The following is an 11,949-nucleotide window of genomic DNA, read 5'->3' on the forward strand; positions in this document are numbered from 1 at the left end:
TGTACATCATGATTAATGATTAACCAGGGGACTTATTTATGCTCTCGTTCGCGGGCTTAGTCAAACCGCAATCCGGTGTAGTTGTATTCTTGATGTGCGTGTTGTCTGGCCATAGTAGCGTTGCCTCTGCCGACCCAGCGCCAACAATTGCCGAAAATATGTTGCAACTTACCGATGCGGCTGAGGCAACCATTCAACGCCAGGCCACAATAGAAGCGGCACCCTGGATATCGAGCTGGTTAGCTGATGCACCGACCTTGTCGGCGGCATTTCTGCAAAGCCAGACGAATGGCGGTAGTGACGAAGTTGAACTTGCTTTAACCCTGCCGTTGAAAAGCCCCGGCCGGGCCCGGCTTGATGATGAGCTAATTAACAACGAACAACGATTGCGAGCAAGCCTGCTTAGTTATCGACGCTGGCACGCCAGCGGCCTGGTCCGCGATATCGTTTGGACAATTCAAACCGAGCAAACCAGACACGCTATTCTGGCAGAGCAATTAACGGTTTATCAACGCTTTCTTACCAGGCTTAAGGCTCTTAGCAGTGGCCGGGGGACCGATGTCTTTCACCAATATTTGTATCAGCAAGCTGCGACAGAGCTTAAACTTGAGCGTCTGCAAAGTGAAAAGCAGCTGACAAATGCCCGGCAGCAGTTGCAATATTTAACTGGACAGCGGAGCACTCCTACGGACGTGAATGAAGCTGAGTTTAGCCAGCCAGATTTACAACAACATCCTCGTCTGCACCTGTTGATGATGCAAGAGCAACAACTCAAACTACAGCTGCAGGCCAGCACAACAGCTAATTCAGCCTGGCAACTAACCACCCGGGTCAAGCGGGTTAGCACCCCTGGCTTTGATGATAACCAAATTGGCGCGCAGCTTGATGTGCCACTGACATTTGGCAGACAAATAAATCAGCTCGACTCCAATAATTTCCAATTGGACTATCAGCAGTGGCTAAACAGCTTCAGCGACACCCAATTGGACATCCAGCACCAATATCAAACAGCGCAAACTGAGCTAAACACCGTTAAAACGCGACTAGCGTTATTAAAAGGCAATGAACCTTTACGCCAGCAGGCAAAAGCAGCGTTGCTTATGCTGCTCGAACGCCAGGAGATCAGCCCGGATATCGCGCAACAGCGTTTGCAACAACTATTGCAGGCTGAGCTCCAGCTCGCGTTACTTGAAGTGCAAGTGCAACAGGCCATCGCTACGTTAAATCAGACTGCCGGAGTTATTTTATGAAGCCTTGCTCAGTGCTACGCTTTGCCAGCACGATAAGTATCATGCTGGTGCTAAGCCTGCCGCTTAATGCGGCCGCCCAGTCAGCCGAAGTGGCTATCAACGAGTTAAGCGCCCTGGCGCTTCGCTACTCAGAAGTCACTGCAGCAACTCATTTTGGCGGGCCTGAACTGAGTGCCCGGGTCAGTGCTTATCCAAACAGTGCAGTTCCGGTTAGCCGGGTGGTGGAAAATGCGGCGACTTTATGGCTGGAACAACCCGGCACTCTCGTTACAGAAGGGCAAGCAGTTTTGCAACTGGAGGGCTCTGAAGTTCATCATTTTCTGACCGAGTACCAAACCCGCAAAGCCCACTTCCAATTGGTTAAAAAACGCTACGATGATAATCGCGCGCTTTTTGCCCGCCAGGCAATAAGTTCCGGCTCATGGCAAGAGGTCAGCCAGGCATATCAAATTGCCTTGCTTGATTTTGAGCACTTAGATCATTTTTATGAACGTATCAGCAGCATCCGTGATGATCACTTACAAATTACCCTGAGCGCGCCCATTGCAGGTGTGCTAATGGCGGCAGACTCTGCAGATACGGCATTATTCCGGGTCATTGCAGCAGAACAAATTCGTCTGCAAGGGACTCTGACCGACCAACAGGCAGAACTGACGGCTATTGGTTTTGGCAGCTGCCAACTTGATATCGCCCGGTTGGAAGCAGTGAGTCAGGGTTTTAGTCGGATCTGGTGGAGTGCTCCGTTGACGACACATCCAGCATGCCAGGCCAACTGGCAGCAACACCTCAGTGTGGTACCGCTTTATGCTCAGGCAGTGTTCCGGGTGCCCGGAAATAGCATTGTCCGGCATAACAGTCAGCAGCATGTATGGCTGAAATCTTCAGCAAGCCTACGCTTGGTCCCAGTGACTATCGTAGCCAAAGACGCTGATTCATTTTGGGTGCAAAGTGTCGCCCTTAGCAGCGCTTCTGAAATCCTTAGCCAATCTGTCAGCGCGGTTTATGGCCACTATCTGGGTCTGGGAGGCGAATAAGCATGGCCGCATTGTTACGCTTTATTCTCACCCAAAAGCTTTTTGTGCTCGCCATGACCACCCTGATTGTTGCCCTTGCTGTGCAAGCCTGGCAACGCTTGCCTGTAGATGCGTTTCCGGATATTTCACCAACTCAGGTAAAACTGATCATTCGCGCCCCCGGGATGACGACTGCCGAAGTTGAAGCTCAAATCACCCAGCCAATAGAAACCGAATTGCTTGGGATACCCGATCAAAGCATATTGCGCTCTACCACTAAATACGCGATAACCTCTATTACTATCGACTTCGCAGAGGGTACTGATATCTACTGGGCCCGCCAGCAAGTCAGTGAGCGTCTTGCCGGGGTATGGGGCAGTCTGCCTGCCAATGTCGAAGGCGGCATTGCACCTATGAGTACCCCGCTCAGTGAGATATTCATGTTTAGCTATAACAACCCTAATTTAACGCTGACTGAGCGCCGCCACATTTTAGACTGGCAAATCCGGCCACTGTTGCGCACGGTGCCCGGCGTGGCGGAAGTAACAACTATGGGGGGCTATGTTCAAACCTACGAATTTGCACCTGATCTGCAACGCTTACAGCAGGCAGGGATCAGCCTGGAACAACTTATTGACTGGTTGCAACAACATCATCTGAATGGCAGTGTCGGGCGGATCAACAGCGGCACCAGTACCCTGGTTATCCGGACAGAAGGCAAGCTTAACGATGCATACGACCTGGGCCAGCTGACAATCCAATCCGCGAACAACGAACCGTTGCGGCTGGAGCAACTTGGCGAAGTCAACATCGGTCATCTGGCACGCTTTGGTGGCGTAACCCATAATGGTGACGAGACCGCCCAGGCCATGATTATTGCCCTGAAAGGTTCGAACACCAGCGATGTCGTGCAGGCAGTCAAAGCAAAAATTGCCCAAATTGAGATGACCTTACCAGAAGGTAGTGAACTGAATGTGTTTTATGACCGGGCCAGCCTTATTGAAACCGCGGTCAACACCATTCTAGAGGCACTCTTTGCCGCCGTATTGTTAGTATTGCTAGTGCTGTTTGTATTTTTGGCGGATGTAAGGGCGGCGCTGGTTGTGGCTATCTCGATCCCGCTGGCGGTAGCCCTGACTTTTCTTGCCATGGACCTGGCAGGACTCACAGCAAACCTGATGTCACTGGGTGGTATTGTTATCGCTATTGGTATGCTGGTTGACGCTGCCGTGGTAGTGGTGGAAAACATTCTGAGCCAAAGCCAGCAACAACGCCACGCGCCGCGCGCGCACCGGATATATCGCGCCACTCTGGCAGTGGCAAAACCGGTGATCTCCGGCACCCTAATAGTCATTATCGTGTTCGCACCACTGCTTTTTCTTACCGGCCTCGAAGGCAAATTATTCTCACCGGTCGCCATGACCATCGTTTTTGCGATGTTGTCATCATTGCTTATTGCTTTATGTGTTATTCCGGTACTTGCGGTCAGCATTATTAAGTTCTCAGCTAAACCGGCGCCCCGATTTTTGCAATGGTTGCTGCAACACTATCAAAACGCATTAAAACAACTGATCCGGCGGCCAGCGCCATGGCTTGTCATGGCACTTGTTCTGCTTATTGCTACTGGTATTACCGGGACTTTTGTCGGTAAAACCTTTATGCCGGTTATGGACGAGGGCGATCTTATCGTCCAGTTAGAAAAGCATCCGGGCGTCGGTTTAGCCGAGTCGCTTGCAGTGGATGGCCAGATTAGCAAACGTTTACTGCGCGACGTACCGGAAATTAAGCAAATCGTCGCCCGCATCGGCTCAGATGAACTTGGCATGGACGCAATGGGCCTGAATGAAACCGATATGTTTATCCAGTTGCAGCCGGTAGTAAGCTGGCAGGTCACAGACAAAGAGCAGTTGATTGAAAATATCCGGCAAATTTTGCACCAGTATCCGGGCATCAACTTCAATTTCACCCAACCCATTCAGATGCGCGTATCAGAAATGCTGACCGGCACCTCAGGTGACGTTGCAGTTAAAGTATTTGGTGATGACATTGCGACACTCAGTGATCTGGCGCAGCAGATTGCTGACACTACCGGCCGAATTACTGGCAGTGTTGATGTGCAGACAACCCTTATCGATGGCGGTGAATTTATTAATATTCGCTTGCGTCCGGAAGTTGCTGCCCGCTATCAACTTACCACAGCCGAGCTGTCCCGGCGGTTAAGGATCTTTGTCGACGGACTTCAGGTCGGTGAGATAACTGCTGGCAAAATTAAAACACCGTTAATGTTCAGCAGCAGCCAAAGCCTTTCCAGGGTTACCTATATTCAGCAACTGGCGCAAATGCCGATCAGCCTGTCAGATGGCTCAGTTGCACCATTAGCCAGCGTTGCCACCATTGAAACCCAGTTTGGTCCAAGTTTAATTGAGCGGGAAAATGGCAGCCGTTTTGCCGTTGTTACCAGTAACGTGCAGCAACGGGACATCGTCGGCTTCGTTGAGGAGCTGGAGCAACAAATTAACGCCAGCATACCGCTCCCCAGTGGCTACACCATAGAATATGGCGGTGAATTTGAGAATCAGGCACGGGCAACCAGTAATTTACTGATGATTGTGCCTGTGGTGTTACTTATTATCGTATTGATCCTGTTTACTACTTTTCGCTCACTGGCAATAGCAGGCTTAGTATATGCCAATATTCCGTTTGCACTGATGGGCGGAGTAATTGCACTTTTTATCAGCGGTGAATACCTGTCGGTACCGGCTTCCGTTGGTTTTATCGCTTTATTAGGTGTCGCCGTGTTAAATGGCGTCGTGATGCTGTCCCATTTCCAAAGTATCGACAACCGTTACAGCAGCATTGACGAACTGGTGATAACGGGGGCGAGTGACCGGCTACGTGCTATCCTGATGACCGCTACCACAGCCATGTTAGGGCTTATACCGCTGGCTCTGGCTAGTGGTCCGGGTGCAGAAATTCAACGACCGTTAGCGATAGTGGTGATTGGTGGTCTGGTAACATCAACCCTAACTACTTTATTCCTGCTGCCATTAATGTACGCGCGTTTACGAGGTCGAAATGAAAAATCTTGAAGTTCTGCACGCTTTTTTTCCACTCGAGCTACGCGATGCAGTGGTCGATACTTTACTGAAACTGGATAACTTAAGCGGTTTTTCGATTGTTCCGATAGACGGCCATAGTCGCGAGAATAGCCAGTTTGATAAATTAGAACAGGTAGTCGGATACCGGCATATGTTCCGTTTAGAAGTGATTGTCGATGCCTGCCTGCGCCAGCAGGTTATTACACAGCTACGGCAATGCCGTTCCTGCAAACCCGGCGACAAAGGCATTCGTTACTATGTCACCCCGATACTGGACAGTGGTCACCTCTAAACAGTTAGATTTCACCTTAATAAATGCTTAAGCTGTTTAAGCTAAACTTAGCCCGCAAACAATCAGTTGGAGCAAGTCATGAAATCTGAAGCAAAGGGTCTGAGCCGGCTGTGGTTTGCCAGTAAGTACTCCTGGCGGGGCCTGGTAGCAGGTTTTAAAACAGAACCTGCCTTGCGCCAGGAAATTATAGCGCTGCTCATTATATTGCCGGTTATTTGCTGGCTTGATGTCAGCCCGGCAGAGCGCGCCATTTTGCTGCTGAGTACATTATTGGTGTTGATCGTAGAACTGCTTAATACCGCAGTTGAAACAGCAGTTGACCGTATCGGTCATGATTATCATGAACTTAGTGGTAAAGCCAAAGACTTGAGTTCAGCAGCAGTGCTGATAGCACTGTGTGGTGCTGCGGCCAGCTGGCTGATTATTCTGTGGTAAACGAAAGTACCAATGGACAATTTGCATGCGGATTTTACTGGTAGAAGATGATGAGTTGTTGGCCAAGGGCATGATTACCCGTTTAAAGCGGATGGGCTACCAGCCGGAACTGTGCACAACGGGTAAGCAAGCGCTGCTGGCAGCAGAGGACAGCGGTTTTGGCTTGATGATCCTGGATTTGGGGCTGCCGGATGGCTTTGCGCTGGATATTATCCGCCAGCTGCGCCACAGTGGCGTTATCATGCCCATTCTGGTGCTTACCGCCCAAAGCCAACTGGATACCAAGCTTACTGCCCTGAACAGCGGCGCTGATGATTATCTGGTTAAGCCGATAGATGTCCTGGAGTTGGAGGCGCGGATCAGAGTATTGTGCCGCCGCCAGCAACAACGAACAGATGACAACCTGCATCTGGCAGGCATCAGCCTGAATCTGCAAAACCACCATTGTCAGTTTCAGCAGCAGGATGTCAGCCTGACCCGCCGCGAATTTATGCTGCTGAAAGAATTTATGCTTAAACCAGATCGGATTTTATCGCGTCAGCAACTGGAAGAGCTAAGCTACGGTTGGGATGGTGACAATGAAAGTAACGCTATAGAGGTGCATATTCATAATTTGCGCAAAAAGCTCTCAGCCAATTTGATTAAAACGGTGCGTGGCGTGGGCTATATGCTGGTAACCCAGTATGGCATTTAATAGCATTAAGTTTTATTTGCTGTTGGGTATTAACCTGCTGATGCTTGGCACCTTAAGCTTAAATGCCTGGGTTGCCTACCACGATGCATTGCACGAACTGGATGAAATTTACGATGCCGAACTGGCTCGCAGCGCTAAGTTAATCAGTTTGTTGCTCAGCAGCAACCCGTTAAGACAAATCAATGCCGAACCACTGGTAATCGCAGTGCCGCACATTACTGAAATGGGTGAAACACTAAGCGCCCAGCAGGAGCGGTTGCTCGATGGCCATAAGTATGAGGGCAAAATAGCCTTTCAGGCCCAGCAGGGCGGCAAGCTGGTGATGTTGTCGGAAAATGCCCTGCAATTTCCAACCCCGAAACGACAGGCCGGCTACCACGAGATCACCGAGCACGGCACCTTGTGGATAACCTTTAGCTACTTTGTGCCAGAGCAGGATTTGTGGATCTTTACCGCACAGCGCGAAGATATTCGCAAAGAGTTGGGTGCACATATTGCTCAGGCGCAGGTCAGGCCTATTTTGTTTATGATGCTACCACTTAGCCTGTTAATTTATCTGGTGATTAAACTGGTATTGCGACCGCTGCAGTTATTACAGCAGCAGGTTGCCAACAAAACCCCGGAACAATTGCACGAAATCAAACTGGTGCTGCCGTTAGAGCTGCAGCCAGTTCAAAGCGCAATAAACAGTATGCTGCAACGGATCCGGCGCTACTTACAGCAGGAAAAACGCTTTATTGCTGACGCCTCGCATGAATTACGCACGCCGCTGAGTATCTTACAACTGCATGCGCAAAACCTCAGCAGCGCCACTGATCCGCTGGAGGTGGCTGAAGCAGTGGATGCGATTACTGAAAGCAGCAAACGCATGTCACATCTGGTCAATCAGCTGTTATCTGTAGCAAGACTCGAACATCTGCAGCAGATTGATTGTGAAGCGCTGCCATTAACGCCGCTGCTGCATCAGAGCCTGTCGCAGTTACCAATCAAATTGCTGGATAAAGTACACTGGCAGCTGGAACTGGATGACAGTTGTCAGGTATACGGTGACAGCACCCTGCTGCAAAGTGTGCTGCGAAACGTCTTAGACAATGCCGCCAAATATTCTCCGGCGGATGGCACGGTTAGTATCCAGACCCAGCGGGACAGCAACCATAACATCATGGTCCGGATCAGCAACGGCGGCAGTACGAATGCCGATATCAACCGGCTTGGCGACAGATTCTACCGGCATCAGCAGCACCAGCAAACAGAAGGTGTCGGCCTGGGCTTATCTATCGTTAAACATATTGTTGAGCTGCACCATGGCAGCATATCCTTTACCGCCAATCACCAGCATGGCCTGGATGTTCTTATTCAGTTTCCTGAAGCAGCGGCCAAGGGCTAATTTAAGGTTCACTTAAGCCGCTTCATCCAGACTGGCACTCTCAACCACAGGAGTGCAGTTATGCAAGCTACCAATCCGGGCCGTTATCCAGGCATTATGATCGTTCTGCACTGGCTTACCGCGCTGTTATTTGTGCTGGTTTACTGCAGTATGGAGTTCAGAGATGTATTTGAGAAAGGAACTGATGCCAGAAATTTAATAAAAACCGCCCACTATGCGTTTGGTTTAAGCATTTTTATTGTTTTCTGGTTCAGAATTCTGGCCAGAAAACTATGGCCTGCACCGCCACACAGTAATGTGCAGCCCGAATGGCAACGCTATCTGATGATTACAACTCATAGTGCCCTGTACCTGCTGATGTTAGTTCAGCCACTATTGGGCTGGTTGCTGGTTAACGCCGAACATAGCAGCACCATTATTTTTGGTATTACCCTGCCGCAACTGCTAAGCCCGGATGCAGGCATCGCCGACTGGTTGGAAGAACTACACGAAATCGTCGCCAGCGCCGGTTATCTGCTGATAGGCTTGCATAGCGCGGCCGCGTTGTTTCATCACTACCTCCTCAAAGATAACACGATGCGAAAAATGCTGTTTGCCGGCAAGCGACAGCGTTGACAAGCCTCCAAATAAAGCTGGCAGCTAGTTCGCCGTATCTTGTTGTTGCAACGCAAGCCTGGCTTGCTGAACATTGCTGCTTTTTTTCTGCGGATGCAAGGCGATGATCCTATCGGCGCGCTCCAGCGCTGCGCTTGCCTGCTGCGGGTTGCCCTGCAACAAATAAGCTCTGGCAATGCCTGCCCAGGTATCGACAATGTCAGGATGGTCGGCGTTTTTTTCACCGTGCAACATAACGATCTGCTGATACAATTGCAGCGCGGCGTCGGTTTTCTGCTGCGCCAGATAGGTATCGGCCAGTACCTGAGCCGTTATCAAAGTACTGGGATGGCCCTCACCTAATTGTTTTTGTTGTTTATTATAGGCATCAAGTACCAGCTGCTCGGCTTCGCTAAACTGCTGCTGCAGGCGCAGTAATCGCGCCAGTTTCATCTGGCTTTGCAGGGTTTCAATATTGTCGCTGCCAAGCACCTCAGCGCGCTGTGCCAGTACCTGGCGAAACAGCACATCTGCTTCTGCATACCGGCCCAGGCCGCGGTAGCTATCCGCCAGGTTATGCTTTGAACGCAGGGTAGCAGGGTGCAATTCACCCAACACTTCCGTCGCCAGTTCAATATGTCCGGTAATTACTGGTTCAGCCTTTTGGTACTGGCCAGAGCTTTCATAAATTGAACCCAGAGTACTCATACAGGTTAGCGTGGTGGGATGACGTCTGCCCAACTGGCGCTCAGCCATATCAAAACAGCGTTTGTAGTAGTGCTCTGCCTGCTGGTACCGACCCAGCCAGTGATTGATCACACCAAGATTTGCCAATGAGTTAATGTTATCCCGGTGGTCTTCACCCAGCACCCGGATCCTATCCTGATATAACCTGAGCCACATTTGCTCAGATTTCTCCAACTCTCCTGCTTCCATATAAGCCGCAGCCAGGTTACCAATGGAGCCCAGGGTTAATTTGTGATCATTGCCGTACAACTGTTCAGCCAGCTTTAATGCCTGATAACGCAGCTCCAATACCTGGTCATTCTTAAACTGGTCCTGATAGATATAAGATAAGTTGGTCAGGATCTGCCAATACACCTCCGTTTCGGTAAAGTTATACTGCAGCGCCAGTTGCCTGGCTTGTTCCAGATGTTGCCGGGCGGCAGTTAACAAACCAAGCGAATGATAAGTACGGCCAATAATCCGGTGCACTGCTGCCGCCACTTCAGGTTGCTGGCTCAGGGCATGGTCGCTTTGTTCTGCCAATTGATTACTGGCCTCATCCAGCACATCCCGCACCTTAGGTTCGGCGCCCTGCGCCTCAACCGGGTCGGCCCTGCCCAGCATATTGGTAACAAATTCAGTTATTGCCAGCGCTTTGTCCCGCTGCAGCCGGGCAATATCCCGCTCTTGCTTTACCTGCTGCGCCTGTTGCCAGAATGCCGCACTAAACGCTGTAATACCACACAGAATAACCGCTGCCAAAGTGCTGCTGGCAGTATTACGCCGGACAAATGTCTGGCAGCGGTACCACCAGCTGCCGGGCCGGGCCTGGATAGGGTGCTTACCCAGAAAGCGCTTTATATCATCAGCAAACGCCGTGACCGATTGATAACGGTTGGCGGGCTCTTGCTGCAAGGCACGCCGGATAATCCAATGCACGTCGCTGCTGGCACTTTTTGCCACCAGTAACTGCAATACCAATCCTAAAGCGTACACATCGCTCAGGGCAGAAAGTGCTTTGCCCTGCTTTTGCTCCGGACTGGCAAAGTTTAAGGTTAAACCAAGTTGCTCAGTAGCTGTGGTTGCGTCGGTGCTGGTGGCACGGTTCAGCAAGCGGGCAATACCAAAATCCAGTAATTTTGGCTCGCCATGCTGGTCAATTAAAATATTGGACGGTTTAAGATCACAATGCACCACCATTTTCTGATGGGCAAACGCTACCGCGGCCATCACTTTGACAAACAATTGTAACCGCGCCGTCAGCGACAGCAAGCGCGCAGCACAGTACTTGTCAATCGGCTCACCTTTAACATACTCCATAACCAGATAAGGCATACCGTCACGGGTAGTGCCGCCATCAAGTAACCTGGAAATAGCCGCATGCTCCAGATCCGCTAAAATTTGCCGCTCAGTTTTAAACGCATGCAGTAATACCGGATTAAACAAAGTGGTACCAATAACCTTAACTGCGACCTGCTTTTCAAATTGCTTATCTGCCCGCTCTGCCAGATAAACAGTACCCATACCGCCACGGCCAAGCTGGTGCACTAACTTATACTGGCCCAGGGTCATTCCGGTTAAATCCTGCTGGCTTCTCAGCAGGCTGGTCGCTTCTGCAGAAAGCATATCCTGTAGCTGTATGGTCTGGCCGTCACTGGCAAGCAGCTGCTGCAACGCCCGATAAAGTTCAGTATCGCCACTACTTTGCTGTTTAATAAAGCTATTGCGCTCAGCAGCGGGCAACTCTGTTGCCTGATAATAAATTTGCTCTATTCTAAGCCACATCTGCTTATCCATTAATGCGTTGCCCCGCCTTTCCTAAATTAGCTAAAATGTGTCTATACTGTTAGTCCCATAACAGCCTAGTTGAAAATAGCTTTATGTCTATTGTTAAGGAACACAATGATGTTACTGCCCTGCTGGGCAAATGGCGTGATGGCGACCTGCAGGCAGAGCAGCAATTAAGCATCCTGGTGCAGGATAAGTTGCATCAGCTGGCGGCAAAATATATGCGCCAGGAGCGGCCAAACCATACTCTGCAGGCCACCGCGCTGGTCAATGAAGCCTTTATTGGTCTGATGCAGGCAGAAGTAGATTACCAGGACAGGTTACATTTTTTCAGGCTGGCCGGCAGTATTATGCGCCGTATTCTGGTAGACCATGCCAGGGCGCGAAATGCCGCCAAACGGGGAGATGGTTTATTACAGGTTACTCTGACCGATGATGTACTGCAGGGCGATGATAGCAGCAGTATTATTGGCTTGCACAATGCCATGACAGCGTTGGCTGAGTTTGACCAGCAAAAAGCCGAGATCCTCGATTTACAGTTCTTTGCCGGTTTAAGCCCGGCACAGATTGGTGACTTATATGGCGTTTCCGGCAAAACCATAGAGCGCAGTTCCAAGCTGGCAAGAGCCTGGCTTAGCCAGGCCATGTAGCCTTTATTACCCTGATTTCCCG

At 50.4% G+C, this 11,949-nt stretch carries 10 protein-coding genes; 9 read left to right on the forward strand and 1 reads right to left on the reverse strand.

Annotated features, from left to right (window positions below; all coding sequences use genetic code 11):
- Window positions 1–38: 38 nt before the first annotated feature.
- The 8 genes from CRO03_RS17550 (at window position 39) to CRO03_RS17585 (ending at window position 8,784) form a co-directional block, all read left to right on the forward strand.
- A complete protein-coding gene (locus CRO03_RS17550; protein ID WP_141397768.1) occupies window positions 39–1,250 on the forward strand; it encodes a TolC family protein in 1,212 nt (403 codons plus the stop codon).
- The gene (locus tag CRO03_RS17555) at window positions 1,247–2,284 is read left to right on the forward strand and encodes a hypothetical protein (protein ID WP_097112974.1); all 1,038 of its coding nucleotides are present in this window, start codon (window positions 1,247–1,249) and stop codon (window positions 2,282–2,284) included. Before CRO03_RS17550 ends, CRO03_RS17555 begins: the two co-directional genes overlap by 4 nt.
- 2 nt (window positions 2,285–2,286) lie before the next feature.
- Window positions 2,287–5,352, forward strand: coding sequence for an efflux RND transporter permease subunit (locus tag CRO03_RS17560; RefSeq protein WP_097112975.1), 3,066 nt, complete (start codon window positions 2,287–2,289; stop codon window positions 5,350–5,352).
- Window positions 5,339–5,653 carry a DUF3240 family protein gene (locus CRO03_RS17565; RefSeq protein ID WP_097112976.1) on the forward strand — a complete coding sequence of 105 codons (315 nt, stop codon included), beginning with the start codon at window positions 5,339–5,341 and terminating at the stop codon, window positions 5,651–5,653. Before CRO03_RS17560 ends, CRO03_RS17565 begins: the two co-directional genes overlap by 14 nt.
- A 78-nt stretch (window positions 5,654–5,731) precedes the next feature.
- Window positions 5,732–6,088, forward strand: coding sequence for a diacylglycerol kinase (locus tag CRO03_RS17570; RefSeq protein ID WP_097112977.1), 357 nt, complete (start codon window positions 5,732–5,734; stop codon window positions 6,086–6,088).
- A 25-nt stretch (window positions 6,089–6,113) separates the two neighbouring features.
- Window positions 6,114–6,782 (forward strand): winged helix-turn-helix domain-containing protein, encoded by a 669-nt coding sequence (locus tag CRO03_RS17575; protein WP_097112978.1) that lies wholly within the window; start codon window positions 6,114–6,116, stop codon window positions 6,780–6,782.
- Window positions 6,772–8,169 carry a sensor histidine kinase gene (locus CRO03_RS17580; protein ID WP_097112979.1) on the forward strand — a complete coding sequence of 466 codons (1,398 nt, stop codon included), beginning with the start codon at window positions 6,772–6,774 and terminating at the stop codon, window positions 8,167–8,169. Before CRO03_RS17575 ends, CRO03_RS17580 begins: the two co-directional genes overlap by 11 nt.
- A 60-nt stretch (window positions 8,170–8,229) precedes the next feature.
- Window positions 8,230–8,784, forward strand: a complete 555-nt coding sequence (locus CRO03_RS17585) for a cytochrome b (protein ID WP_097112980.1) — start codon at window positions 8,230–8,232, stop codon at window positions 8,782–8,784.
- A gap of 24 nt (window positions 8,785–8,808) precedes the next feature.
- On the opposite strand, the gene CRO03_RS17590 is transcribed toward CRO03_RS17585, so the two are convergent.
- Entirely contained in the window at window positions 8,809–11,286 is a 2,478-nt protein-coding gene (locus CRO03_RS17590; RefSeq protein WP_097112981.1) for a serine/threonine-protein kinase, read from the reverse strand.
- 83 nt (window positions 11,287–11,369) lie between these two features.
- Between CRO03_RS17590 and CRO03_RS17595 the strand changes: the two genes are divergently transcribed.
- The gene (locus CRO03_RS17595) at window positions 11,370–11,927 is read left to right on the forward strand and encodes an ECF-type sigma factor (RefSeq protein WP_097112982.1); all 558 of its coding nucleotides are present in this window, start codon (window positions 11,370–11,372) and stop codon (window positions 11,925–11,927) included.
- Window positions 11,928–11,949: the final 22 nt, after the last annotated feature.

Source organism: Arsukibacterium tuosuense (assembly GCF_900215315.1).
GTDB lineage: Bacteria > Pseudomonadota > Gammaproteobacteria > Enterobacterales > Alteromonadaceae > Alishewanella > Alishewanella tuosuense.

Excerpts from the sequence above, each read along its gene's own strand:
- CRO03_RS17550 (WP_141397768.1), top strand. The coding sequence starts at position 39 with ATGCTCTCGTTCGCGGGCTTAGTCAAACCGCAATCCGGTGTAGTTGTA.
- CRO03_RS17555 (WP_097112974.1), top strand. The coding sequence starts at position 1,247 with ATGAAGCCTTGCTCAGTGCTACGCTTTGCCAGCACGATAAGTATCATG.
- CRO03_RS17560 (WP_097112975.1), top strand. The coding sequence starts at position 2,287 with ATGGCCGCATTGTTACGCTTTATTCTCACCCAAAAGCTTTTTGTGCTC.
- CRO03_RS17565 (WP_097112976.1), top strand. The coding sequence starts at position 5,339 with ATGAAAAATCTTGAAGTTCTGCACGCTTTTTTTCCACTCGAGCTACGC.
- CRO03_RS17570 (WP_097112977.1), top strand. The coding sequence starts at position 5,732 with ATGAAATCTGAAGCAAAGGGTCTGAGCCGGCTGTGGTTTGCCAGTAAG.
- CRO03_RS17575 (WP_097112978.1), top strand. The coding sequence starts at position 6,114 with ATGCGGATTTTACTGGTAGAAGATGATGAGTTGTTGGCCAAGGGCATG.
- CRO03_RS17580 (WP_097112979.1), top strand. The coding sequence starts at position 6,772 with ATGGCATTTAATAGCATTAAGTTTTATTTGCTGTTGGGTATTAACCTG.
- CRO03_RS17585 (WP_097112980.1), top strand. The coding sequence starts at position 8,230 with ATGCAAGCTACCAATCCGGGCCGTTATCCAGGCATTATGATCGTTCTG.
- CRO03_RS17590 (WP_097112981.1), bottom strand. The coding sequence starts at position 11,286 with ATGGATAAGCAGATGTGGCTTAGAATAGAGCAAATTTATTATCAGGCA.
- CRO03_RS17595 (WP_097112982.1), top strand. The coding sequence starts at position 11,370 with ATGTCTATTGTTAAGGAACACAATGATGTTACTGCCCTGCTGGGCAAA.